This window comes from Amycolatopsis sp. WGS_07, from assembly GCF_045278895.1.
Lineage (GTDB): Bacteria > Actinomycetota > Actinomycetes > Mycobacteriales > Pseudonocardiaceae > Amycolatopsis.
The window spans coordinates 9302076-9327065 of the sequence record NZ_CP136053.1; the positions used below are offsets into that span (position 1 = coordinate 9302076).

Consider the following 24990-nt stretch of genomic DNA (forward strand, 5'->3'; position numbering starts at 1 on the left):
CCGGTTCTCACCGGCACAAGACCCTCACGACACCCGGCCACACGACAACGGCCGCCCCGAGCGAGTCGGGACGGCCGTCTGCCGAAGTTCCGTGTTTACCGCCGCATGAACGGCGGGACGTCCACGTCGTCGTCGGTCGGGTCGTCGTGCACCGTCGACGGACGGCTCGGCAGGCCGCCCGTCGCGGAACCCGAGCCGATCGGCGAGTACCCCCGCGAGCCGCCGCCCGGCTGCGGGAGGCCGCCCGGCGGGGTGCCGGTGCCCGGCTGCGGCAGGCCCGAGGCGGGCGTGCGCGGCGGGGCCACCGGGTAGCCGGAGCTGCCCGCGGGCGGCACCGGCGTGGCCCCGGTCTGCGGCGGGGACTGCTGCGCCTGGCCGCCGCCGACCTGGCCCGCCGAGGCGGACGCGGTGCCGTTGCCCTGTTTGCCGCCGAACGCGGGCGGGTCGAGCTTCTTGTGCGTGGGCGCGCCGGCGTCGAAGCCGGCCGCGATCACCGTGACGCGGACCTCGTCGCCGAGGGAGTCGTCGATGATCGTCCCGAAGATGATGTTCGCGTCCGGATGCGCCGATTCCTGCACGAGCGACGCGGCCTCGTTGATCTCGAACAGCCCGAGGTCCGATCCGCCCGCGATGGACAGCAGCGCGCCGTGCGCCCCGTCCATCGACGCTTCCAGCAGCGGCGAGTTGATCGCCTTCTCCGCCGCCTGGATCGCCCGTCCCTCGCCGCGCGCGGAGCCGATGCCCATCAGCGCGGAGCCCGCGCCGGACATGACGCTCTTGACGTCGGCGAAGTCCAGGTTGATCAGGCCCGGCGTGGTGATCAGGTCGGTGATGCCCTGGACACCGGACAGCAGCACCTCGTCGGCGGAGCGGAACGCGTCCATCAGGGACACGCCGATGTCGCCGAGCTGCAGCAGCCGGTCGTTCGGGATGACGATCAGCGTGTCGCACTCGTTGCGCAGCTGCTGGATGCCGTCCTCGGCCTGCTTGCCGCGGCGTTTGCCCTCGAAGGTGAACGGGCGGGTCACCACGCCGATCGTGAGCGCGCCGAGCTTGCGGGCGATCTGCGCGACGACCGGCGCGCCGCCGGTGCCGGTGCCGCCGCCCTCGCCCGCGGTCACGAACACCATGTCGGCGCCCTTGATGACCTCTTCGATCTCCTCGCGGTGGTCCTCGGCCGCCTTCTGCCCCACCTCGGGGGCGGCTCCGGCGCCGAGTCCGCGGGTAAGTTCCCGGCCGATGTCGAGCTTGACGTCGGCGTCGGACATGAGCAGTGCCTGCGCGTCGGTGTTCACCGCGATGAACTCGACACCCTTGAGGCCGACCTCGATCATCCGGTTCACGGCGTTCACGCCGCCGCCGCCGATGCCGACGACCTTGATCACCGCAAGGTAGTTGTGCGGGGGCGTCATCGGGTCCGCCTTCCTGATCGTGATGTGCACATGCCGCCCGCCGGGGCCGGAAACCCTCAACCTCAACCCGAGAGTGAGAGTTATGTCAACCACCGGCGTCAAGGCAGGACGGTAGGCGCCGCGCAAGCTCTAATCCAGTAGCCACGCCGTGAGCGGCAAAGGTGTTTTGCCACAACGCGAAGCCGCGCGCAAGGCCGGAACCCGCCGCCGGGCCCCGCGCGCGGTCTGCTATGCGGGCACCGGAGCGACCAGAACGACTTCGTCCGACGGCTTCCCCGACGGCGCCCCGCCCGCCTGCTCCACGCTCACCGCGAACTGCTGCGCACCGGCCAATCCGTCCGCCACCACCAGCGAACCCGACGGTCCGCCCGGCAGCAGCCCGGCAGGCCGCGGCGCGAGGTCCGGGCCCATCAGCCAGGCCTCGTACACCCGCCCGGCCGGGACCGGCGGCAGTCCCGACTGCAGGAACATCACGCGGTCCAGCTTCCGCGACACCATCACCGTCCCGCCGCCCCCGCGCGGCGACGTGACGTGCGAGGTGACGGTGTCCGGCGCGGCGAGCAGCTCGGCCACCGGCCGGTACCGGTCGCGCGCGGCGTCCAATTCGGACTGTGCGGCGGTGAGCTGGCCGCTGGTGTGCAGGGCGATCCCGCCGAACACGCCGGCCAGGGCGAGCCCGATGACAGCGGCCGCGACGGCGATCAGCATCGGCCAGCGGCGCGGGCCGCGCGCCCGCGGTTCCGCGGCATCGGTCCGCGGCGGCAGCTGGCGGGTCGTGCGCATGTCGGCGAGCACGCGGTCCTTGAGCCCGGACGGCGGCTGCTCGTCCATCGCCGCGCCGAGCCGGGCCGCGGTCTCGCGCAGTTCCCGCACTTCTTGCGCGCAGGCGTCGCACTGTTCGAGATGACGGCGGAACTGGGCCCGCTCGACCTCCGACAGCGCGTCGAGCGCGTACGCGCCGGCCAAGGTGTGCATGTCCGGACTGCTCACGCCGTCACCCCCAGGCAGTCGCGCAGCCGGATCAATCCGTCGCGCAGTCTGGTCTTGACGGTCCCTTGCGGGGTGTCCAGCACGTCGGCGACCTCGCGATAGGTGTAGCCCTGGTAGTAGGCCAGCAGCACGGATTCCCGCTGCAGTTCGGTCAGCGTCTTGAGGCAGCGCCGCACCTGCGAGCGTTCCAGCCGGGTCGCGACGGATTCGGCGACCTCGTCGAACGGCCGTCCGCGCGCGGCCTCGAAGGTCGCTTTCCGCTCGCGTTCGGTGCTCGCCCGAGCGGACCGGACGCGGTCGACCGCGCGGCGGTGCGCGAGCGTCATCGCCCAGTTCAGGACGCTCCCCTTCGCCGGCGAGTAGCGCGTCGCGGTCTTCCACAGCTCCACGAGCACCTCCTGCGCGACCTCCTCGGACTGCGCGGGGTCCCGCACGATGCGGCGGACGAGCCCGTAGACGGGACCGGCGAGTTGATCGTAGAGCCGTTCGAAGGCGCGTTCGTCCCCCTTGGCGACCAGCGCCATCAGGTCCTCGGCGCTCGTCGAGGGCACCGCTGAGAGCCGGTCGGCCGGGCGTGCGCTCTCATCCATGGAGGGCTCCTGCCGTGTTCTGTCCGGTCCGGGCGGCCAGCGGGGCCTTGCGCCGCCACAGCGCGAGCCCGTGCCGGCGGATCAAGGCGGCGACACGCTGGGGTTGCAGCGGCCGGCCCAGCAGGAACCGCGCGAGCGTGCGGACCCCGGCCGGACGGCGGACTCCTCGCAGCGTAGCGGTCAACACGGCGTCGCCGTCGCGATACAGGACGACGGTCAAGGCCAGCAGCGCGTCCGGGCGCGGCAGATGCATCCGGTACTCCCCCGCCGTCTCCTGGAACGGCGACACGTAGAACTCCTTGTTCGCCCGCAGGTCTTCGCCCGGCTGGAGCAGATAGGCGTGGCGGCCGCCGTAGGTGTTGTGCACCTCGGCGACCACGCAGGCGAGCGCGCCGTCCGGAGTGTGGCACCAGTACACGGTGATCGGGTTGAACACGTACCCCAGAACGCGCGCCGACGCGAGCATCGTCACCGACCCGCCGCGCAAGTCCACTCCGCGGTGCGCGAGCCAAGCGTCCAGTTTGGACCGGATGTCGCCGGGTTCGCTCCGGCTGAAGTGGTCGCGGCCGTCGAACCGCGCGAACGGCCGGAGCCACCACGGCAGGCGCGGCAGGTGGTCGAGATCGGTCAGCCACAGGTACATCCGGTGCGCGAAGGAGTACGGCGGGTCGGCTCGGCGCACGTGGGCGACGGTGGCGTCGTAAAGGGCGGTCACCAGGTCACCCCGAAACTGGCTGCGGCGCGAACGCCGGAGGAACAGCCGTCCTCGTGGAATCCCCAGCCTTGGTAAGCACCGGCGTACGCGATGACGCCGTCGTTCAACTCGGTCAGACGTCGTTGTGCGGCAACCGATTCCGGTGTGTAGATCGGGTGCTCGTAGGACATTTTCGCGACCACTGCGGCGGAATCGAGGCCAGCGCCCGGGTTGAGGGTGACGGCGTACGTCGTCGCTTCGTCGAGGCCCATCAAACGATTCAGGTCGTAAGTGACTTGGACAGCTTGCAGATCGGCCCCGCAATCAGGCGTCCGGTAATTCCAGGAGGACCTCGCAGCGGGCACCGTCGGCAGCACGGCGGGGTCGGTGTGCAGCCAGGCTTCGTTGCGCGAATAGCGGAAGGCACCGAGCAGTTTCTGTTCCGCCGCAGTGGGATCGGTCAACAGCCGCAACGCCTGATCGGCATGGGTGGCGACCACGACCCGGTCGACCCGGTGCGCGGTATCGGCGTCGTCGCGCACTTCGACGCCGCGCGCGGTCCGCCGCATCGCGCGGACGGGAGTGGACAAATGCACGGCGGTCAACTGTTTGGCCGCTCGCTCGACGTACTCCCGCGAACCGCCGACCACCGTCCGCCAGGTCGGTGAATTCCGCACCGTGAGCATGCCGTGATTGCGCAGGAATTCGAACAGATACCGCGCCGGATACTGCATGGTGTCGGTGCGATCGGCGGACCACACCGTCGAAACGAGCGGCAGCACGAAATGGTCCACGAAGTATCGCGAGTACCCGCCGATCGCCAGAAACGCGCCGAGCGGCACGTCACCGGCGTCAGCTCGGGCCAGCAAGCGTTCGGCGTGCCGGTGGAACCGCTTCACCTCGGCCAGCATGAGCAGATAGCGCGGGGACGCGGCATTGCTCCGTTGCGCGAACAATCCGCGCACGCCTTTCGCCCCGGCGTATTGCAGGCCGCAGCCGTCGCAGCGGATGCTCATCGACATCTCGGTCGCGCGGGTGCGGACGCCGAGTTCGCCGAACAGCCGCAGCAGCGTCGGGTAGGTGCGCTCGTTGTGGACGATGAACCCGGAGTCGACGCCGACCGTCCCGCCGTGCGCGCTCGGCACGTCGTGAGTGTGGGCATGCCCGCCGAGCCGGTCGTCGGACTCGAACAGCAGAACCTCGTGGCGGCGCTGCAGCAGGTACGCGGCGGTGAGGCCGGCGACCCCGCTGCCGATGACAGCGATGCGTTGTCCCGTGGTGTGGTGCACGGGAAGGATTCGGAGCCGCCACGCGGACGGATTGGCGCCAATCCGCGCGACTGGCGGCTCCGAAGCCCCGGTATGCCGAAATCCGCAGCTCATCGACTCGCCGACTTCGCCGAACGCATCCTCGGCGGCCCGCTGCCGGTGGCCGTCCGCACCTGGGACGGCGACCAGACCGGGCCCGCCGGGCCGACCGTGGTCCTGAAAAACCGCCGCGCGCTGCGCTGGCTGCTGTACTCCCCCGGCGAGCTGGGCCTGGCCCGCGCTTACGTCTCGGGCGACTTGGACGTCGAGGGCGATCTCACCGAGGGCTTCCGGCGGATCTGGGCGTACCGGCCGCAACTGTCCGCACAGGACTTCAGCGAGGCCATCCGGCTGGCCGCCCGGCTCGGAGTCCTCGGTCTGCCGCCGAAGCCGCCCGCGGAAGAAGCCCGGCTGCGCGGGAAGCTGCACACCCTCGGCCGGGACCGCTCGGCGATCTCGCACCACTACGACCTCTCGAACGCCTTCTACCAGCTGCTGATGGACGATTCGATGGCGTACTCGTCGGGCTACTGGTCCGAATCCGCCGATCTTGCTCGCGCCCAGCACGACAAGCTCGAACTGATCTGCCGGAAACTCGGCCTGCGCCCGGGCATGCGGCTGCTCGACGTCGGCTGCGGCTGGGGTTCGCTGCTCGTGCACGCGGCGAAACACCACGGCGTCGAGGCCGTCGGCGTCACGATCTCCGCCGAACAGGTCCAGCACGTCAAAACCCGCCTGGCCCAGCACGACCTGGACGGCCGGGTCGAGGTCCGCCGGCAGGATTACCGCGAACTCGCCGGAGAGTCCTTCGACGCCGTAGCCTCCGTCGAGATGGGCGAACACGTCGGCGAAGACAACTACCCGCTCTACGCCGCCACGCTGTTCCGCATGCTCAAACCCACCGGAAGACTGCTGCTGCAGCAAATGTCGCGCGGGGCGGTCGCACCCGGCGGCGGCGCGTTCATCGAGCGCTACATCGCCCCCGACATGACCATGCGCCCGCTGAGCCGCACCCTCGGCCACCTCGAAACCGCCGGCTTCGAAATCCGCGACGTGCACGCTTTGCGCGAGCACTACGTCCCGACCGTGCGAGCCTGGGCAGACACGCTGGAACGGCACTGGGACCAAGCCGTCGCCCTCATCGGCGAGGCAGGTGCCCGGGTATGGCGGCTGTACCTGGCGGGCGGCGCGCTCGCGTTCGAGGAGAACCGCATGGGCGTGGACCAGATTCTCGCCGTGCGGCCCGACGCGCACGGCCGCAGCGGCCTGCCGTGGACCCGGGAGTGGGCATGATCGCGCTGCTCGGCCTCACCGCCGGAGTCACCCTGGCCGCGGTGACGTGCGCGTTCGGCATCGCCCGCCTGCGCGGCCGCTACGACACCATCGACACGTTCTGGGGCCTGGGTTTCGCGCTCGTAGCCGTGGTCTCGGTCCCGTTCGGCACGGCCCCGCCCACCCTGCGCCTGACCGCGGCCGCACTCACCGTCGTCTGGGGCGTCCGCCTGGCCGTCCACCTGCACCTGCGTAACCGCAGCAAGCCGGAAGACCTGCGCTACCAGCAGATCGTCGAACGCGCCGGACCGAATCCCGGCGTCCGGATCTTCGTGCGGACCTACCTGATGCAAGCCGTCGTCCTGTGGTTCGTCTCGCTCCCCGTGCAATTCGCCATGTCCGGCACGGGTTTCGGCCTCACCGCCTGGCTGGGCGTGGCGGTCTGGCTGCTCGGCTTCGCCTTCGAGACCGTCGGCGACGAGCAGCTCCGCCGGTTCCGCGCGAACCCGGCGAACAAGGGCCAAGTCCTCGACACCGGCCTCTGGCGCTACACCCGCCACCCGAACTACTTCGGCGACGCCTGCGTCTGGTGGGGCCTGTACCTGCTGGCCTGCTCGACGTGGCCCGGCGCGGCGACGATCCTGTCCCCGATCGCGATGACCCTCACCCTGGCCCGCGGCACCGGCAAGCCGATGCTGGAGAAGGGCCTGCGCCACACCCGCCCCGGCTACGCCGACTACGTGGCCCGCACCAGCGGATTCGTCCCGCTGCCGCCCAAGAAGCTCAGTCGCCGATGAGTTCGCGCAGCAGTTCGAGATGCCGCGTGGTCTCCTTCACCAGGTACTCGACCACCGACCGCACCGTCAGCAGCCGATCGCCCTCGAACCCCACCGGATCGTCGAACGACCGGGCCTCGATCGCCTCGCGGCACAGCTCCGCGTTGTCCTGGTAATCGCTGAGCAACTCCTCGATCGGCAGGTCCAAGCCCACCAGAAGCGCGGCGTCCCGCCCCGCCTCGAGCCGTTCGGCCCACTCGTCGGGCAGCCCGGTGAACACGGCGTCGAACACGGTGTTCTCCACCAACGTGAGATGCCACAAAATCCCGGCGACCGTCACTCCTTCGCCGGGCCAGCGAGCCTGCTCCTCGGTGAGCCCGGAGCACTTCCACGCCACGGTCGCGCGCAGCAGTTCGAGATCGTCGATCAGCTGCGCGCGATCGAGGCTCATTCCCCGGTGAGACCGTCGGTCAGCTCGCGCAGCAAGTCAAGATGCCCGAGATGGCGCGCGGTCTCCTCGATCATGTGCGTGACCACCCAGCGCACATTGAGCGGTTTGTCCCCTTTGAACAGCACCGTGTCGTCGAACTCCCGGGCAGCCACCACCGCCCGGCACTTCCCGGCCTCGGCCTCGTACTCGGCGATCAGCTGCTCCATCGGCGTTTCCAGCGCGACCCGGAACTCCGCGTCCCGGTCGATCTCGAGCCGATCCGCCCACAGATCCGGCTGCCCGTCGAGCACGACGCGGAACCAGTAGTTCTCCACCAGCGTGAGATGGCACAGCAATCCGGCGATCGTGGTCAGCTCGCTGGGCACGTGCGCCCGGCGGGCCTGCTCGTCGGTGAGCCCGGAGCATTTCCACACGACGCTGGCGCGCAGGAAGTCGAGAAAGCCGGTGAGCTGGGTGCGCTCGTCCCCCGCCATCGGCGGGTCAGGACGTTCAGGAGCATCGGTCACGCCTCGTAGTTTGCCGCACCCGGCCACCGGTTTTCACGAGATAACTTGCACACAATGTAATTGCGCACTACCTTCAGGCGGGACCGCACATCCCCAGATCCGAGGAGACAGCGATGCCCAGCCGCGACGCGACCACCCACTGGACCGGCGGACTGCAGAAAGGCAAGGGCGAGGTCACCTTCGACTCGTCGAACCTCGGCACCTACGAGGTGTCCTTCCCGACCCGCGCGGGCGACCCCGACGGCCAGACCAGCCCCGAGGAACTCATCGCCGCCGCCCACTCGAGCTGCCTGGCGATGAACCTCTCCGGCGCACTGGAATCCCAGAACCTGGAAGCTGAATCCATCGACGTCTCCGCCGAAGTAACCCTGGGCCCCGCCCAAGGCGGCGGCTTCGAAATCAGTGGCATCGCCATCACCCTGCGCGCGAAACTGCCCGGCGTAACCGCAGAACAATTCGCCGAACTAGCCGAAACCGCAGAAAAAACCTGCCCGGTCTCCAAAGCCCTCTCCGGCACCACCATCACCCTAGACGCCGCACTGGCCTAACCCCAGCCGGTCCGTGAAGGACTCCTTGAAGGAACCAGATTCCCTCAAGGAGTCCTTCACAGCCCTAAAACCGCCACCGATGCACACAACCATCGAGGCACCCAGCCCCTCCCCCGCACCCCGATACGAAGCCTCCCTGCGGTTCTGGGGTGCTTGTCAAGGCATCTTTCCCGCCTTGACAAGCACCCCAGAACCGTCAGCACAATGGGGCTTCGGGGTGCCCCACGCCACCATTCCCCAAAAACTCAAGAAAACGCAGCAACATTCCCCTTAGCCCACTCGGCATAAGAAACCCCAGGCCGCCCCAGCAATTCCTCCACCACCCCCGTAGGCACCTCAGACCGCTCCGTCGTCTCCGAATACATCCCCAGCAACCACCCGGCAACCGACTCCGGAATCCCAGCCCCGACCCACTCCGCGGTCTGCTCCTCCGGACTCAACTCCACCAACGGCACCGGCTTCCCCAGCGCATCCCCGATAGCCGCGACCATCTCCGCGAGCGAAATCGCCTCCGGCCCGCTCAGCACGTACGTCTTCCCGACATGTCCGTCCGTGCTCAGCACATGCCCGGCCACCGCCGCGATATCCGACAAATCAATCGGCGTCTGCGCAGCCTCCGGATAAGCCGCCCGGACCTCCCCGCGCTCCCGGATCGACCACGCCCACCCGAGCGAATTCATCATGAAAGCCCCGGGCCGCAAGAAAGTCCACTCGAACCCAGCCGCCTCGACGGCTTTCTCCACCGCGGCGAACCCGTGCCCGCTGGACCCCGGATGCGTGTCCCCGACACTCGCGCCGGACAACGCGACCACCCGCCGGATCCCCGCCTCCGCGGCCAGCTCGCAAAACCGCGTAACAGTCCGCGCGTACGGGGCCAAGTACACCGCGTCGACCCCGTCCAGCGCGGCGGGCAACGTCGAAGGCTTCGCCAGCGACCCGACGACCACCTCGACCCCGTCCGGCAGCGCCGCCCGCTCCGGATCCACCGTCAGCGCCCGCACCGGAACCCCGCGCGCCACCAGCTCGTCGACCACCAGCCGTCCGACGTTGCCGGTCGCACCCGTCACCAGAACCGTCATGCCCCCACCTTCTCGTATGGCGTACGAACACAACGAGCGTACGGCATACGAGAAAGGCTCGCCACTACAACGTCGTGAGTGGCGATCCCGGTTCTAACCGGGATAAACACTCACGAGGTGATGGTCGGCAGCTCCGGCGCGGAAACGTCGTAGATCTTCCCCTGCTGAGTAAGCAGCGCGGCCAGCACCTTCGCCTTGCGATCGGTGTTCTCCGCGTTCCCCCACCGCACGGTCTTGCCCGTCGAGAGCGTGAACTCCACACTCGCCGGCGTCTTAGCGGTGACCGTCTTGGTCTGCTTCAGCAACTGCTCCGGCAGCACGCCGAGCACCGCGGTGACCGCGCGGGTCACCGGATCGTCCTCCGACACCTTCGGCAGCTTCAGCTCCGGCAGCCCGGCCGGCCGGGTCTTCACCGTCTTGAACACGACGCCGCCCCCGTCGACCAGGTGCACGCCGTCGCCGCCGGGGCCGCTGTCGAAGAACGCGATCGCGGTCCGCTCGGTCACCGCGATCTCCAGCGTCGTCGGCCACGACCGCGACACGTCGACCGTCGCGATGCCCGGCATCTGGGCCACCCGGTCGCGGATCCCGTCGACGTCCGCGCGCAGCATCGGCTGCCCGGGCGGCACCTGGGCGGTCGCGCGGATCTGGTCCGCCGACACCGTTTTCGCGCCCTGCACCTCGATCGTCTTCACCGACAGCAGCGAGCTGAAGAACAGCAGATACCCCAGCGCCGCCAAGGTGACCACGGTCAGCAGCGCCACCCAGCGGCGGCGGATCTCCTTGCCCCGAGTGGGCCGGGACTTGCGCGCGGCGGCCCGCTTCGAGCGGCCCGAACGCGCCGACGTGCGGGCACGGGTGCGCTGGCGTTCCTCCTCGGTCCGCCGCCCCCGTCGTTCCCGGGCCAGGGCAGCACGCTGCTCCTCGCCCGCGCGAGGCGCGGGCGAGCGACGGCGCTGCCGGGTCCCGGTCATGCCCCCGCGGCCCTCCGGTCCAGCTCGGCCAGGATCTCCGGGCCCAGCTGCGTCACGTCTCCCGCGCCCATGGTGACCGCGAGGTCGCCCGGCCGCACGAGGTCCGCGACCAGGCCGGCGGCCACGTCGAAAGCGGGCTGGTAGTGCACCGGCACGGTGACCCGGTCGGCGATCAGCGCGCCGGTCACGCCCGGCACCGGCTCCTCGCGCGCGCCGAACACGTCGAGCACCACGACCTCGTCGGCCAGCGACAACGCTTCGGCGAACTCGGCGGCGAAGGTCTGCGTACGCGAGAACAGGTGCGGCTGGAACACCACGACGACGCGTCCGCTGCCTGCCGCCGTACGCACCGCGCGCAACTGCGCGGCCACCTCGGTCGGGTGGTGCGCGTAGTCGTCGTACACCCGGACGTCGCCCGCGCGGCCCTTGAACTCGAACCGGCGGCGCACCCCGCCGAACGCGGCGAGCCCGGCGGCCATGCCGTCCAGCGGCGCGCCCAGTTCGAGCCCGGCGAGCAGCGCGGCGACCGCGTTGAGCGCCATGTGCTCGCCCGGCACCGCGACCCGCACTTCGTGCTCTTCGCCGTCCAGCGCGATCCGCACGACGCCGCCGTCCGGCGCGGGCGTGTAGTCGAGCACGCGCACGTCGCCTTCGCCCGAAGCGGCGCGACCGTAGCGACGCACCCGCACGCCAGCAGCGGCGGCTTCGTCGCCCAGGCGGGCCGCGCCCTCGTCATCGGCGCACACGATCAGCAGCCCGCCCGGCTCGATCTGCCCGACGAAATCGCTGAACACCTTCACGTACGCCTCGGCGGTGCCGTGGTGGTCGAGGTGGTCCGGCTCGACGTTCGTCACCACCGCCACCGACGGCGTGTAGGTGAGGAAGGAACCGTCGCTCTCGTCGGCCTCCGCGACGAACACGCCGCCCTCGCCGTGGTGCGCGTTGGCCCCGGATTCGTTGAGGTCGCCGCCGATCGCGAACGACGGGTCCATCCGGCAGTTCTGCAGCGCCACGGTGAGCATCGACGTGGTCGACGTCTTGCCGTGCGTTCCCGCGATGCACGCGACGCGGTGCCCGGCCATCAGCCCGGCCAGCGCCTGCGCGCGATGCAGCACCGGGATGCCGCGCTCGCGGGCCGCGGCGAGTTCCGGGTTGGTGTCCTTGATCGCGGTCGACACCACGACGGCCGACGGCGGTTCGGCCAGCTCGCCGAGGTTGTCCGCGGTCTGGCCGACGAACAGCGTCGCGCCCTGCGCGCGCAGCGAAAGCAGCGCGCGCGATTCCTTGGCGTCCGACCCGGACACGGCCGCGCCGCGGGCGAGCAGGATCCGCGCGATGCCGGACATCCCGGCCCCGCCGATCCCGATCAGGTGCGCCCGGCGCAGCGGCTCGGGCAGTTCGGGCGTGTCAGGCACCGGCGGCCTCCAAAACGATGCGGGCGAGGGTCTCGTCGGCCTCGCGATGGCCGAGCCCGACCGCGGCCGCGCTCATCCGCGCGACCCGGTCGGCGTCGGTCACCAGCGGGATCACCAGCTCGGCGACCTTCTGCGCGGTGAGGTCGGCGTCGGCGACCATCAGCGCCGCGCCGGCGTCGACCGCGGGCTGGGCGTTCACCGCCTGCTCGCCGTTGCCGTGCGGCAGCGGGACGAACACCGCGGGCAGCCCGACCGCGGACACCTCGGCCGCGGTCATCGCGCCGGACCGGCACACCACCGCGTCCGCCGCGGCGTAGGCCAGGTCCATCCGCTCCAGGTACGGCACCGGAACATACGCCGGACGGCCGGGAAACTCTTGCACCACAAGGGAATTCTTCGGGCCGTGCGCGTGCAGCACGCCGACGCCGGCCTCGGCGAAGTCCTTGGCCGCGCCGGACACCGCGGAGTTGATCGACGCCGCGCCCTGCGAACCGCCGAACACCAGCAGGGTCGGCGCGTCCGGGTCCAGATCGAAGAACTCGCGCGCCTCCGCCCGCAGCGCGGCCCGGTCCAGCGACGTGATCGAACGGCGCAGCGGAATGCCGACCACCTCGGCCTTCGGCAGCGGCGTGCCCGGCACCGCGACCGCGACCCGGGACGCGAACCGGGCGCCGACCTTGTTCGCCAGCCCGGCCGATTTGTTCGCCTCGTGCACCACGATCGGCGTGCGGCCGCGCGCGGCGAGGTACGCCGGCAGCGCGACGTAGCCGCCGAAGCCGACCACGACGTCCGCGTGCACCCGGTCCAGCACCTCGCGGGTGCGGCGGACCGAATCGCGCACCTTCAGCGGCAGCCGCAGCAGCTCCGGCGTCGGCTTGCGCGGCATCGGGACCGGCGGGATCAGCTCCAGCGGGTACCCGCGCGCGGGCACAAGCTTGTTCTCCAGTCCGCGTTCCGTGCCGAGGGCGATCACCTCGGCGTCCGGGCGCAGCCGCTTCACGGCGTCCGCCAGCGCGAGCGCGGGTTCGATGTGCCCGGCGGTGCCCCCGCCTGCGACCACGACGACCGGCGCCCGGCCCGCTGCCGACCGCTCGGTTCCCTTGACGGGCTTGCTCACCAATGACCTCTCCGGTTCGCGGTGCCCCGGGCACCGCGGTTCGCTGTAGTCCGCCGCGCCGACCGGCGGCGTTCCTGTGCCGGTGCGGGCCGAGCCGCACGCGGCGCCGGCCGGGCCGCCCTGGTCCCGTTGCCCGCGCCGCGCGTTCCCTTGCGGGGAGACGGCGGGCGGTACGGATCGGGTGCGGGCAGCCGCAGCAGGCGTCCGAATTTACCCGGCCCGTGCGAGCGCAGCGCGGCCACCGCCTCGGGTTCGTGCCGCGCGGCGTTCGCCAGCACGCCCATGATGAGCATGGTGATCACGAGCGACGTGCCGCCGTAGGAGATCAGCGGCAGCGTGACGCCGGTGACCGGCAGCAGCCCCACCACGTAGCCGATGTTGATGGCCGCCTGCGCGACGAGGAACACCGTCAGCGTGCCCGCGACGATCCGGATCCACGGGTCGATGTTGCGGGTGGCGATCCGCAGGCCCACCACCGCGACGCCGGCGAACAGCGCCAGCACCACCGCACAGCCCACGAAGCCCAGTTCCTCGCCGATCAGCGCGAAGATGAAGTCGTTCTGCACGTTCGGCAGGTAGCCCCAGTTCGACGCGCCCTGCCCGAGCCCCTTGCCGAACAGCCCGCCGTCGGCGAGCGCCAGCTTGGCCTGGTTCGCCTGGAACCCCTCGGCCGAGGTGTCCGCGTCCGGCGACAGGAACGACATCACCCGCGCGAGCCGGTAGGGCGCGATGATCGCCAGCACCAGCACGCCGCTCAGGCCGCCGGCCAGGATCACCCCGAACAGCCGTTTCGGCGCGCCGGCGAACCACAGCAGGCCGAGCAGCACCACCGCGAGGGTGATCGTGCCGCCGAGGTCGGGCTGCAGCATCACCAGCGCGAACATCAGCAGCGCCACCGGCACCACCGGGACCAGCAGATGCCGCCACTGGTGCAGCACGTTGTACTTGATCACCAGGATGTGCGCGCCCCAGAACGCCAGCGCCACCTTCGCCGCCTCGACCGGCTGGAAGGTGAACACGCCGAGCTTGAACCAGCCCTGCGAGCCGTTCACCGTCGAGCCGAGCGGCGTCAGCACCAGCATCAGCAGGCCGAGGCAGATGACGGTCAGCGTCGCCGACATCCGGCGGACCCGTTCGAGCCGGACCCGCAGGCCGACCCAGAACACGATCCCGCCGAGCGCGACGAACATCAGGTGCCGGAAGAACAGCGCGTACACGCCGCTGCCGGTCTTCGGGTTGTAGGAGGCCACCGACGACGCGGACAGCACCATCACCGCGCCGATCACGGTGAGGATCCCGGTCAGCGCGAGGACCAGGTGGAACGACGCCAGCGGCCGGGAAAGCCAGGCGGTCAGCGCGGTCCGGAGCGCGACGAACGGGCTTTCCTTGCGGACGCGCCGCGGCCGGGGCTTGTCTCCGTCAACGACTGTCATCCGCCGCCCCCGCCGCGCCGTCGGCCAGGACGCGCACCGCGGCTTCGAACGCGTCGCCGCGCGCTCCGTAGCCGCGGAACATGTCCAGCGAGGCGGCAGCGGGCGCCAGCAGCACCACGTCACCAGGACGAGCCAGGGCGCTGGCCGCATTCACCGCCGCAGTCATGGGCTCATCGTCACCCGGAAGGAGGCGGTTGACCGGGACATCCGGCGCGTGTCGCGCGAGAGCGGCCTCGATCACGGGCGAATCGACGCCCAGCAGCACCGCGGCGCGCAGCCGTCCGGCGACCGCGGCGACCAGTTCGTCCACCGACGCGCCCTTGAGCTGCCCGCCGGCGATCCAGACCACGCTTTCGTGCGCGAGCAGCAGAGCCCAGCGCGGCGTGCGGGTTGGTGGCTTTCGAGTCGTTGACGTACCGGACGCCGCCGGTCTCGGCGACCTCGACCGCGCGGTGCGGCGCGGGCTCGTACGCGCGCAGCCCCTTCCGCACCGCCGCGGGCGCCACGCCGTGCGCCCGGGCCAGTGCGGCCGCGGCGAGCGCGTTCGCGAGGTTGTGCGGACCGGCCGGGCGGACGTCGGCGATCTCCGCCAACTCCTCCGCGCTCGTCGCCGGGTCGGCCCCGAAAGCGCGGTCCACCAGCAGGTCTTCGACCAGGCCCAGTTCGCCGGCGCGCGGGGTGTCGAGCACGAAGCCGATCCGTCGCGCGTCCTCCGGAGCGTGTTCCTCGGCGATCCGCGTGGACCACGGATCGTCGACGTTGTGCACGACGGCGCGGGAACGGTGGTGCGCGCGGCCCTTCGCCGCGGCGTACTCCTCCATCGAGCCGTGCCAGTCGAGGTGGTCCTCGGCCAGGTTCAACACCACCGAGGCGTCCGGCGCGATCGTGGACGACCAGTGCAGCTGGAAGCTCGACAGCTCCACGGCCAGCACCTGATGCCCGCCGCGGACCGCGTCCAGCACCGGGTACCCGACGTTGCCGCAGGCCACCGCGTCCGCGCCGGCCGCGCGCAGGATCGACTCCAGCATCCCGACCGTGGTCGTCTTGCCGTTGGTGCCGGTGATCACCAGCCACGCCGGCGGATGCTCGCGCAGCTGCCCGATCCGCCAGGCCAGCTCGACGTCGCCGATCACCTCGACGCCCGCCTCGGCCGCCGCGACCAGCAGCGGCGACGTCGGCCGCCAGCCAGGGCTGGTCACCACGAGCACGGCGTCCGCCGGGGGTTCGGTCAGGCCCGGGACCAGTTCGGCGTCCAGGCCGTCCAGTTCGGCGAGCCGGTCGGCGTTGCCGTCGGTGACCGTGACCCGCGCGCCCAGCTCGCGCAGCACGGGAACCACCGACTTCCCGGTGACTCCCGCGCCCGCGACCAGAACGTGTTTGCCGTCAAGCTCCACCCGACCTTCTTCCCCTCCACCGCCCTCAACGGTGGCGCTTCGCGCCGCTGGTTTCACCTAGCCCCCGAAGTTGAGCTGCTCGCTGTAGAACAGCCCGAGCCCGAACATGCAGCAGATCGCCGAGAGCAGCCAGAACCGGATGATCACCGTGGTTTCCGCCCACCCGGCCAGCTCGAAGTGGTGGTGGAAGGGGGCCATCCGGAACAGCCGCCGCCGCGTCGTGCGGAAGACCGCGATCTGCGTGACCACCGAGATCATCTCGACCATGAACAGGCCGCCGATGACGATGGCGAGCAGTTCGGTGCGGGTGGTCATGGACAGCCCGGCGACCAGGCCGCCGAGGGCCAGCGACCCGGTGTCGCCCATGAAGATCTTCGCCGGTGCGGCGTTCCACCACAGGAACCCGACGCAGGCCCCGGTGGCCGCCGCCGCGACGACCGCGAGGTCGAGCGGGTCGCGCACGTCGTAGCAGGCCGGGAGCGGCTGCGTCGAGCAGGAAAGCCGGGCCTGCCAGAACGAGATGACCACGTACGTCGCGAGCACCATCGCCGCCGCGCCGCCGGCGAGGCCGTCGAGGCCGTCGGTGAAGTTCACCGCGTTCGACCAGCCGGAGATCACGATGTAGCAGAAGATCACGAACACGACCGACGGGAACGTGATGAGCGCGAGGTCGCGGACGTAGGACAGGCTCTGCGACGCCGGGGTGAGCCCGTGCGAATCGGCGAACTGCAGCGACAGCACCGCGAACAGGATCGTGATCACGAGCTGGCCGATCAGCTTCGCGGTCTTGTTCAGCCCGAGGTTGCGCTGCTTGCGGATCTTGATGAAGTCGTCGAGGAAGCCGACCAGGCCGAGCCCGACCGCGAGCATCAGCACGAGCAGGCCGGACGCCGAGGGCGCCGCCGAGCGCGAGTTGCCGATCCACGTGATCAGGTGCGCGACGAAATAGCCGACGACCATCGCGATGATGATCGCGACGCCGCCCATGGTCGGCGTGCCGCGCTTCGACTTGTGCCCCTGCGGGCCCTCCTCGCGGATCTCCTGGCCGAAGCCCTGCCGCGAGAAAACCCGGATGAGGTAGGGCGTGAGCAGGATCGAGACCAGCAGACCCGCCGCGGCCGCGATCATGATGTTGATCACGCGTGACCACCGTTCGAGCGTTCGGAAGACGAGGAAGAGGGGTTCCCGGAGCCGTCCAGCAGCGCCTCGGCCACCCGCCACAGACCGGCGGCCTTGGACGCCTTGACCAGCACCACGTCCCCAGGACGGAGCTGATCATGCAGCACGGCGACGGCGGCCTCGACATCGGGTACCAGCACCGACTCCTCGCCCCAGGAACCCTCCTGGAGCGCGCCCTGGTGCATGGCCGCCGCGTCCTGGCCGACCACGACGAGTTTCTCGATGTTGAGCCGCACGACCAGCCTGCCGATCGCGTCGTGCGCGGTCACCGAGTCCTCGCCCAGCTCGCCCATCACGCCGAGCACCGCCCACGCGCGCCTGCCGGAGCGGCTCATCGAGGCGAGCGCCTTCAGCCCGGCCCGGACCGATTCCGGGTTGGCGTTGTACGAGTCGTTGAGGATCGTGACGCCGTCCGCGCGGGTGGTGACGTCCATCCGGCGCTCTGAGCGCCGTTGCAGCGAAGACAGCCGCTGCGCGATCTCCTCGACGGTCGCGCCCAGCTCGCGCGCGATGGCGGCGGCTGAGAGCGCGTTGCCGACGTGATGCTCGCCGTGCAGCGGCAGCGTCACCGGGGCCTCGCCCTCGGGCGTGATCAGCCGGAAGGAAGCGCGGGCCTCGGCGTCGACCGTGATGTCCTCGGCCCGGATCTGCGCCCCGGCCGACTCCCCCACGCCGACGACGCGGGCCTTCGTGCGGCTCGCCATGGCCGCGACCAGCGGATCGTCGAGGTTCAGCACCGCCAGGCCGTCTTCCGGCAGCGCCTCGACCAGCTCGCCCTTGGCCTTCGCGATGCCCTCCCGGGAGCCGAACTCGCCGACGTGCGCGCTGCCGACGTTGAGCACCGCGCCGATCCGCGGCGGCGTGGTCTCGGCCGCCGCGGCGATGTGCCCGACCCCGCGCGCGGACATCTCCAGCACGAGGAACTTGGTCGAGGCGTCGGCGCGCAGCGCGGTCCACGGATGGCCCAGCTCGCTGTTGAACGACCCGGGCGGCGCGACCGTTGGGCCCATCGGCTCGATCAGCTGCGCGATGACGTCCTTGGTGGAGGTCTTGCCGGACGAGCCGGTGACGCCGATGACGGTCAGCCCGCCCGCCGCCAGCCGGTCGACGACGTGCCGGGCCAGCTTGGCCAGCGCGGCCAGCACGGCGGCGCCGGACCCGTCGGTGTCGCCGGTCAGCGCGACCGACCCGGCGTTGCCCTGCCCCGGCGGCAGCGGCGGCACGACGATCGCGGGCGCGTCGACCTCGCGCGCGGCGAGCACGCCGACCGCGCCGGCCTCGGCCGCCTTCGCGGCGAAATCGTGCCCGTCTACGCGTTCGCCGGGCAGGGCGACGAACAGCCCGCCCGGACCCAGCTGGCGGGTGTCGAACTCGACGCTGCCGGTCACGACAGCGGTTCCGTCGGTGCGGTGCAACCGGCCGCCGACGACGTCGGCGATCTCGGCAAGGCTCAGCTCGATCACGCGGTCACCTCGAGACGCTTGCGGATGGCGGCCTCCAGTTCGTCCCGGTCGGAGAACGGGTGCACCACACCCTGGGACTCCTGGCCGGTCTCGTGGCCCTTGCCTGCGATCAGGACGATGTCGCCCGGCCCGGCGAGCGACACCGCGTGCGCGATCGCCTCGCGCCGGTCGCCGATCTCCAGCACCTCGCCGCCCGCCGCGGGCCCGACGGCACGGGCCCCGGCCAGCATCGCGGCGCGGATCGCGGCCGGGTCCTCCGAACGCGGGTTGTCGTCGGTGACGATCAGGAGATCGCTGCGGCGCACCGCCGCCTCGCCCATCATCGGGCGCTTCGCGGTGTCGCGGTCGCCGCCGCAGCCGAGCACGGTGATGATCCGGCCGTCGGTGCGGGCGCGCAGTGCGTCGAGGCCCTGTGCCACCGCGGCCGGTTTGTGCGCGTAGTCGACCACCGCGGTGAACTCCTGGCCGAGGTACACCCGCTCCATCCGGCCGGGCACCTCCACCGCGGCGAGCCCGGCGACGATGTCGTCGGCGTCGATGCCCGCGCTGTCCAGGATCGCCGCCGCGAGCACCGCGTTGGCGACGTTGAACGTGCCCGGCAGCGGGATCTTCGCCGCGCGGCTGATCCCGTCCGGCCCGAGCAGCGTGAAGGTCTGCTCGCCGGCCGGGGTGGCCTCGATGTCGGCGGCCCGCCACAGCGCGTCGGCGCCGGCCTCGATCGACACGGTCACCGTCTGCGGCGTGAGCAGCGCCTGCCCCCACGCGCTGTCGACCACGACGACCTCGGTGGTCGAGCGGCCGTCGAACAGCAGGGACTTGGCGGCGAAGTACTCCTCCATGTCCTTGTGGAAGTCGAGGTGGTCCTGCGACAGGTTGGTGAACGCGCCCACCGCGAACCGGGTGCCGTTGACCCGGCCGAGCGACAGCGCGTGGCTGGACACCTCCATCGGCACGTGCGTGACGCCGCGTTCCAGCATCACCGCGAGCAGCGCCTGCAGGTCCGGGGCCTCCGGCGTGGTGAACCCGCTGGCGAGCCGCTCGCCGGCGATCCGGGTCTCCACCGTGCCGATCAGCCCGGTGGTGCGCCCGGCCGCCCGCAGGCCCGCGTCGACCAGATACGAGGTGGTGGTCTTGCCGGAGGTGCCGGTGACGCCGAGCACGGACAGGTGCAGCGACGGCTCGCCGTAGATCCACGCGGCGATCTCGCCGAGCGCGGCGCGCGGGTCCGGATGCACGAGGACCGGCACCGGCGCGTCGCGCAGCGCGGGCCGGTCGGCTCCGCTCGGGTCGGTCAGGACGGCCGCGGCGCCGGCGGCGAGCGCCTGGTCGCTGAAGTCGGCGCCGTGCGCGCGGGCTCCGGGGAGGCCGGCGAACAGGTCACCGGGAAGCACGTGCTGCGCACGCAGCGTGGTGCCGGTGACGGTGAGGTCGGCGGCCTCGGGACGGTCGGCGATCAGCCGGGCTCCCGCACGGGCGAGCAGAGTGGCCAGCGGGACCGGGTCGATCCGGGCCGGCCGGGGCGGCGCGGCGGCTGCCTTGGCCGGGCTGTCCGGCAGCGACGCGGCAGCGGGCCCGCTTCGGGGCTGGGACGAGGACACGGACACGCCGGAGAGGTTACCGAGGCCGGATCCGGGTGACCCAACGCGGTACGGCGAACGCGCGCCCCCGCGGCGCGTGTGGTAAGCGGAGCGGTCAAGATCGTTGCGGCGCAACCCTTTCCCTCGCGCGGCACCGGCCCGTGTGGACGATCGCCCGGCCCCGCCCCAATGTGGCATCGGGTGCGTCCCGCGCACCCAATGTGGCGTTGGTTGCGTTGAGCGCACCCAATGTGGCGTTCGGTGCGTCCCACGCACCCAATGCCACATTGGGGTCTTGCCAGCCCCAGCCTCGCGCGAGCCTCTCCGTCCCGCGGAAGTACGTGAAGGGCCCCTTGCGGGAATCTGATTCCCTCAAGGGGCCCTTCACGGACGTCTGGTCAGCCGAGGACGAGCGGAACCACCGGCGACGGCCCGTCGGACAGCGGAATCTGGTACCGCTGCGACAGGTACGACGCGATCGAGTGGAACAGCGGGCCCGCGGAATGCCCGGCGGGCGTGCTGTCCGGCGCGTCCAGCCGGATGCCGACGACGAAGCGCGGGTGGTCGGCGGGCAGGATGCCGGCGAAGGTGATGTTCGCCAGGCTCGAGCTGTACGCCTTGGTGCGCGGGTCGATCTGCTGGCCGGTGCCGGTCTTGCCGGAGATCTGGTAGCCCTCCAGCCCGGCCGACGGCGCGGTGCCCGCGTTCGGGCTCTTCGCGTTCTGCACCACCGCGCGCAGCATGTCCCGCACCGTTTTCGCGGTCTCCGGGCTCACCACGCGCTCGGTCTTCGGCGGCGCTTCCGGCGTGACGGTGCCGTCCGGGTTCTTCTTCCCCTTCACGATCCGCGGCTCGACGCGCACCCCGTCGTTCGCGATCGCCTGGTACATCCCGGCCATCTGCACCACGGTCATCGAAAGACCCTGCCCGATCGGCAGGTTGCCGAACGTGGACGCCGACCAGTCCTTGCGCGGCGGCACGTACCCGGAGCTTTCGCCGGGAAGGCCGATGCCGGTCTTCTGCCCGATGCCGAACTTCTTCAGCAGCTCCAGATACCGGTCCGGGCCGACCTGCTGGGCCAGTTCCAGCGTGCCGACGTTGGAGGATTTCGCGAAAACGCCGGTGGTGGTGAACGTCTGCGTGCCGTGCACCCACGCGTCGTGCACCGTCCGGTCGGCGACCTTGATCGAGCCCGGCACCTGCAGCGTCGAGGTGGGCGTGGCGATCTTGTCGTCGATCGCCGCGGTCGCGGTGACGACCTTGTTCACCGAACCGGGTTCGTACGGCGTGGTGATCGGCCGGTTGTTGAGCAGGTCGTCCTTGATCGTGGACGGGTCGTTCGGGTTGAACGTGCTCGCGTCGGCCAGCGCGTACACCTCGGAGGTCTTCGCGTCCATGATGACCGCCTGGCCGCCCTTGGCCCCGGCCTTCGCGACGTAGTCGCTGAGCTGGCGCTGCAGTTCGAACTGCAGGTCGGAATCTATGGTCAGCTGGAGATCGGACCCGGGGACGGCGGCGGTGAGCACGTGCTCGGTGCCCGGCAGGTACAGATTGTCGTTGCCGTTCTGGGTGTTCACGATCTCGCGGCCGGGCGTGCCGGCCAGGTCCGCGTCGCGCGATTTCTCCAGCCCGATCACGCCGTGCAGGTTGTGCTTCGACACGTCGGGGTCGTCCATCCGCCAGTTCGCCATGCCGACGATGTTCGACGCGAGCGTGTCGCCCGGGTACTCGCGCTTGGCGCGCTTTTCCACGCTGATCCACGCGTACTTCTTGACGATCTGGTCGGCCACCGACGGCTCGACGTTGTCGACGAGGTAGGTGAAGGACTGCTGTTTGTGCAGCAGCGCCAGCTGTTCGGCCTCGGTGGTGAGGTGCGGGAGCTTCTGCGCGATCAGCTTCGCCGCGCCGGTCACCTCGGTTTCGAAGGTGCGGCCCTTGTCCGGGTACTTCTTCGCGTACTCGTCCATCGTCTTGTGCAGCGCCCGGAGATTCACCGACAGCGTGCGGGTTTCCACGCTGAACGCCAGTTTCGCCCCGTTGCGGTCCACAATGGACCCGCGCTGCGCGGGGATGTCGATGGTGAGCGTGCGCTGCCGTTCGGCCGCCGCGGACAGCGCGGGCGCCTCGAACCACTGCACCTGCACCAGTTTCGCGCCCGCCACGACCATCAGCACCACGAGCATGATGCGTACCGCGGAAAACCGGCTGCGCTGCCCGCCGTTGCCCCGTTTCGCGACCGCGCGGCGGGTGCCCGCGGCGTAGGTCCGCCGCGCGCTGCCCGCCGCCCGGGAACGGCTGCTGCCGCCTGCCGCCATTACTGCCCTCCCCGGCGAGGCCCGGGGTGGTGCCCGGCAGGTCGCCTTCGATGCCGCCCTCCGCCGGCGGAGCGGCGGGCGTCGTCGGCGGCGCGGCCGCGTCCTCCTGCGGTGCCTCAGCCTTCTTCGGTTCGCCGACCACGGTCGTCTTGCCGTCCTTGCCGACGACGATGCGCGCCGGGTCGCCGCCGGGCACCATGCCCAGCTGCTTCGCGGCGGGCGCGAGCGACGCCGGGGACTGTGCCTTCGCGACTTCGCGCTCCAGCCGGTCCTTCGTCTCCATCAGCGAAGCGCTGTCCGTGCGCAGCTTTTCGAGCCGGTACGAGTCGGCGATCGCCTGCGTGGTGAACCACAGCGTCGCCGCGACCCCGACCGCGAGCAGCCCCATCATCACGAGCACGAACGACGCGCGCGACCGCGGCCAGCGCAGCTTCAGCCGCGTGCGCGTGGTCTTCGCTTCGACGGTTTCCGGTTCGGGAGCGGGCCTCTTCGGCGCGCGCTGGCGCAACAGGTCGGCCCGCTGCGCCCGCCGCGCGTACGCGCGTTCGGCTGCCGTAGTGCGCCGCCGCGCGGGCGCCTCCGTCTCGGTGGCGGCGTTCCGCGGTGCCCGCTCCGCAGCGGTCGACGACGAGCGGCGGGACTTCGTAGGTGCGGTCATCGCGGCTCTCCGATCCGTTGTGCTGCGCGCAGCCGCACCGAGGCGGCCCGCGGGTTGTGCTCGATCTCGCTCTCGCCGGCTTTCTCCGCTCCCCTGGTGAGGAGCTTCAATTCCGGCCCGTGCCCGGGAAGTTCGACCGGAAGCCCTTCCGGCGTCCGGGATTTCGCCAGTTCCGCCAGCGCCTGCTTCACCAGCCGGTCCTCCAGCGACTGGTAGGACTCGACGACGATCCGGCCGTCCATCGCCAGCGCGCCCAGCGCCGCGGGCATCGCCCGGCGCAGCACTTCCAGCTCGCCGTTGACCTCGATCCGCAGCGCCTGGAAGGTGCGCTTCGCCGGATGCCCGCCGGTGCGCCTGCTCGCCGCCGGAACCGCCGAGTAGAGCAGTTCCACCAGCCTGCCGCTGCGGGTGAACGGTTCCTTCTCCCGTTCCGCCACCACGGCGCGCACGATCCGCTGCGCGAAGCGTTCCTCGCCGTAGTCGCGCAGGATCCGGATCAGCTCGCCGGGCGCGTAGGTGTTGAGCACGTCGGCGGCGGTGAACCCGGTGGTCGGGTCCATCCGCATGTCCAGCGGCGCGTCCTGCGAGTAGGCGAATCCGCGTTCGGTGCGGTCGAGCTGCATCGACGAGACGCCGAGGTCGAACAGGATGCCGTCCACTTGGGACAGTCCGAGTCCGGCCACCGCCTCGGGAAGTCCGTCGTAGACAGTGTGCACGAGATCGACCCGGTCGCCGTGCCGCGCGAGCCGCTCCGCAGAGCGCTCAAGCGCGGCCGGATCGCGGTCGAGACCGATCAGCCGGAGCCGGGGGAAGGCGGCGAGCAGGGCGTCCGAGTGGCCGCCGAGGCCGACGGTCGCGTCGACCAGCACGGCGTCGCGATCGGCCAGCGCGGGGGCGAACAGCTCGACGATGCGGTCCAGCAGCACCGGAACGTGCTCGGCTGCGTCCGTCATGACTTCTCCCCCTTCCTGCCGCGTGTTTTCCGGGGAAGATGCGGCGGATGCCGTCAGGTCCCTGCCCGCCCGCTTGCTGACCTGGCACCGGGGAAGGTGCGCCAGGGTCAAAGAGCGGACAGAGGCCTCACGGCATCCGCGTCGAACGGCGTACCCGCGTCCCCCGACGACGCAGGTGCGCCCGGGGCGTCTCCTAGAAGACGCCCGGCAGTACTTCCTCCCGAGCCTGTGCGTAGCTGTCCTCGTGTTCGTCCAGGTAGCCCTGCCACGCCTGGGCATCCCAGATTTCGAGCCGGGTGATCGCCCCGATCACCACGCACTCCTTGTTCAGCCCCGCGTACCGGCGAAGCTCCGGCGCGATGGCTACGCGCCCTTGCCCGTCCGGACGCTGCTCGTCGGTCCCGGCGAACAGGTAGCGCTGGTAGGCCCGCACCGCCTCGTTCGTGAACGGGGCTTCGGCGACCTTCCTGGCCATCTGCTCGAACTCGGCACGGGGGAAGACGAAGAGACAGTGGTCCTGCCCCTTGGTGACCATCAGCCCGCCTGCCAAGGCCTCGCGGAACTTCGCGGGCAGCGTGAGCCGCCCTTTGTCGTCCAGCTTGGGGGTGTGGGTGCCGAGGAACACGGCCTCCACCTCCCCTGCCGGATCCGGGTGGCTCCCCGCTCGGTTCCGGCGTCGGGGGCTCCCTTCCGCCCCACTGGCCACCACCGTACCCCACTTTTCACCACAGTCAACGAGTCCCGCGGGCGTGCCACTCCGTCGAGTGGTGCGTTTGCGCAGGTCACGGAGGTGGGTCCAGGTGGGGGGCGGGTGGGGGGACCGTGGCGAAGATCCCCCGCGACGGGGTCTCTCGCAACCTCGGAAGGCCTGAAACGTCCGCGTTTCG

22 protein-coding genes and 1 pseudogene are annotated in these 24990 nt (G+C 71.1%); 4 read left to right on the forward strand and 19 right to left on the reverse strand.

Annotated features, from left to right (window positions below; all coding sequences use genetic code 11):
- Window positions 1-95 precede the first annotated feature (95 nt).
- The 5 genes from ftsZ to RPX00_RS43735 all read right to left on the reverse strand — a co-directional run bounded on the left by ftsZ (window position 96) and on the right by RPX00_RS43735 (window position 4975).
- A complete protein-coding gene (ftsZ, locus tag RPX00_RS43715) occupies window positions 96-1412 on the reverse strand; it encodes a cell division protein FtsZ (protein ID WP_406634741.1) in 1317 nt (438 codons plus the stop codon).
- A gap of 228 nt (window positions 1413-1640) precedes the next feature.
- Window positions 1641-2402, reverse strand: a complete 762-nt coding sequence (locus RPX00_RS43720) for an anti-sigma factor domain-containing protein (protein ID WP_406634743.1) — start codon at window positions 2400-2402, stop codon at window positions 1641-1643.
- On the reverse strand, window positions 2399-2992 hold the full coding sequence (sigK, locus tag RPX00_RS43725) for an ECF RNA polymerase sigma factor SigK (RefSeq protein WP_378299222.1): 594 nt from the start codon (window positions 2990-2992) through the stop codon (window positions 2399-2401). The genes RPX00_RS43720 and sigK overlap by 4 nt, the downstream gene beginning before the upstream one ends.
- The gene (locus RPX00_RS43730; RefSeq protein WP_406643289.1) at window positions 2985-3710 is read right to left on the reverse strand and encodes a DUF1365 domain-containing protein; all 726 of its coding nucleotides are present in this window, start codon (window positions 3708-3710) and stop codon (window positions 2985-2987) included. Before RPX00_RS43730 ends, sigK begins: the two co-directional genes overlap by 8 nt.
- Window positions 3704-4975: an NAD(P)/FAD-dependent oxidoreductase gene (locus RPX00_RS43735; RefSeq protein ID WP_406634745.1), complete on the reverse strand. Its 1272-nt coding sequence runs from the start codon at window positions 4973-4975 to the stop codon at window positions 3704-3706. The genes RPX00_RS43730 and RPX00_RS43735 overlap by 7 nt, the downstream gene beginning before the upstream one ends.
- A 72-nt stretch (window positions 4976-5047) precedes the next feature.
- Between RPX00_RS43735 and RPX00_RS43740 the strand changes: the two genes are divergently transcribed.
- A complete protein-coding gene (locus RPX00_RS43740; protein ID WP_406634746.1) occupies window positions 5048-6286 on the forward strand; it encodes a class I SAM-dependent methyltransferase in 1239 nt (412 codons plus the stop codon).
- Window positions 6283-7062 (forward strand): DUF1295 domain-containing protein, encoded by a 780-nt coding sequence (locus RPX00_RS43745; protein WP_406634748.1) that lies wholly within the window; start codon window positions 6283-6285, stop codon window positions 7060-7062. Before RPX00_RS43740 ends, RPX00_RS43745 begins: the two co-directional genes overlap by 4 nt.
- Here the strand turns inward: RPX00_RS43745 and RPX00_RS43750 are convergent.
- Window positions 7049-7492, reverse strand: coding sequence for a DUF664 domain-containing protein (locus RPX00_RS43750; RefSeq protein ID WP_406634749.1), 444 nt, complete (start codon window positions 7490-7492; stop codon window positions 7049-7051). The genes RPX00_RS43745 and RPX00_RS43750 overlap by 14 nt on opposite strands.
- Window positions 7489-7998 carry a DinB family protein gene (locus RPX00_RS43755; protein ID WP_406634752.1) on the reverse strand — a complete coding sequence of 170 codons (510 nt, stop codon included), beginning with the start codon at window positions 7996-7998 and terminating at the stop codon, window positions 7489-7491. Before RPX00_RS43755 ends, RPX00_RS43750 begins: the two co-directional genes overlap by 4 nt.
- A 113-nt stretch (window positions 7999-8111) precedes the next feature.
- On the opposite strand from RPX00_RS43755, the gene RPX00_RS43760 reads away from it, so the two are divergent.
- Window positions 8112-8546 carry an OsmC family peroxiredoxin gene (locus RPX00_RS43760; RefSeq protein ID WP_406634753.1) on the forward strand — a complete coding sequence of 145 codons (435 nt, stop codon included), beginning with the start codon at window positions 8112-8114 and terminating at the stop codon, window positions 8544-8546.
- Between the two features lie 245 nt (window positions 8547-8791).
- On the opposite strand, the gene RPX00_RS43765 is transcribed toward RPX00_RS43760, so the two are convergent.
- From RPX00_RS43765 to RPX00_RS43810, 10 genes and pseudogenes are all read right to left on the reverse strand, one after another.
- Window positions 8792-9625, reverse strand: coding sequence for an NAD(P)H-binding protein (locus tag RPX00_RS43765; RefSeq protein WP_406634755.1), 834 nt, complete (start codon window positions 9623-9625; stop codon window positions 8792-8794).
- A gap of 110 nt (window positions 9626-9735) precedes the next feature.
- Complete coding sequence (locus RPX00_RS43770; protein ID WP_406634757.1) at window positions 9736-10599, reverse strand: cell division protein FtsQ/DivIB; 864 nt, start codon at window positions 10597-10599, stop codon at window positions 9736-9738.
- The gene (gene murC, locus RPX00_RS43775) at window positions 10596-12014 is read right to left on the reverse strand and encodes a UDP-N-acetylmuramate--L-alanine ligase (RefSeq protein WP_406634759.1); all 1419 of its coding nucleotides are present in this window, start codon (window positions 12012-12014) and stop codon (window positions 10596-10598) included. Before murC ends, RPX00_RS43770 begins: the two co-directional genes overlap by 4 nt.
- A complete protein-coding gene (gene murG / locus RPX00_RS43780; protein ID WP_406634761.1) occupies window positions 12007-13131 on the reverse strand; it encodes an undecaprenyldiphospho-muramoylpentapeptide beta-N-acetylglucosaminyltransferase in 1125 nt (374 codons plus the stop codon). The genes murC and murG overlap by 8 nt, the downstream gene beginning before the upstream one ends.
- Window positions 13128-14564 (reverse strand): putative lipid II flippase FtsW, encoded by a 1437-nt coding sequence (gene ftsW, locus RPX00_RS43785; RefSeq protein ID WP_406634763.1) that lies wholly within the window; start codon window positions 14562-14564, stop codon window positions 13128-13130. Before ftsW ends, murG begins: the two co-directional genes overlap by 4 nt.
- Window positions 14551-15958 (reverse strand): annotated as a pseudogene (gene murD, locus RPX00_RS43790) (UDP-N-acetylmuramoyl-L-alanine--D-glutamate ligase). Before murD ends, ftsW begins: the two are co-directional and overlap by 14 nt.
- Before the next feature lie 57 nt (window positions 15959-16015).
- The gene (mraY, locus tag RPX00_RS43795; RefSeq protein ID WP_406634765.1) at window positions 16016-17098 is read right to left on the reverse strand and encodes a phospho-N-acetylmuramoyl-pentapeptide-transferase; all 1083 of its coding nucleotides are present in this window, start codon (window positions 17096-17098) and stop codon (window positions 16016-16018) included.
- A complete protein-coding gene (gene murF / locus RPX00_RS43800) occupies window positions 17095-18600 on the reverse strand; it encodes a UDP-N-acetylmuramoyl-tripeptide--D-alanyl-D-alanine ligase (protein WP_406634767.1) in 1506 nt (501 codons plus the stop codon). The genes mraY and murF overlap by 4 nt, the downstream gene beginning before the upstream one ends.
- Window positions 18597-20156 carry a UDP-N-acetylmuramoyl-L-alanyl-D-glutamate--2,6-diaminopimelate ligase gene (locus RPX00_RS43805; protein WP_406643291.1) on the reverse strand — a complete coding sequence of 520 codons (1560 nt, stop codon included), beginning with the start codon at window positions 20154-20156 and terminating at the stop codon, window positions 18597-18599. Before RPX00_RS43805 ends, murF begins: the two co-directional genes overlap by 4 nt.
- A gap of 419 nt (window positions 20157-20575) precedes the next feature.
- Window positions 20576-22492 carry a peptidoglycan D,D-transpeptidase FtsI family protein gene (locus RPX00_RS43810; protein WP_406634769.1) on the reverse strand — a complete coding sequence of 639 codons (1917 nt, stop codon included), beginning with the start codon at window positions 22490-22492 and terminating at the stop codon, window positions 20576-20578.
- 50 nt (window positions 22493-22542) lie between these two features.
- On the opposite strand from RPX00_RS43810, the gene RPX00_RS43815 reads away from it, so the two are divergent.
- Window positions 22543-23250, forward strand: coding sequence for a hypothetical protein (locus RPX00_RS43815; protein WP_406634771.1), 708 nt, complete (start codon window positions 22543-22545; stop codon window positions 23248-23250).
- Here the strand turns inward: RPX00_RS43815 and rsmH are convergent.
- Window positions 23147-24103: a 16S rRNA (cytosine(1402)-N(4))-methyltransferase RsmH gene (rsmH, locus tag RPX00_RS43820; RefSeq protein ID WP_406634773.1), complete on the reverse strand. Its 957-nt coding sequence runs from the start codon at window positions 24101-24103 to the stop codon at window positions 23147-23149. The two genes, RPX00_RS43815 and rsmH, sit on opposite strands and share 104 nt — an antisense overlap.
- 193 nt (window positions 24104-24296) lie before the next feature.
- Window positions 24297-24728: a division/cell wall cluster transcriptional repressor MraZ gene (gene mraZ / locus RPX00_RS43825; protein ID WP_009080393.1), complete on the reverse strand. Its 432-nt coding sequence runs from the start codon at window positions 24726-24728 to the stop codon at window positions 24297-24299.
- Window positions 24729-24990 lie beyond the last annotated feature (262 nt).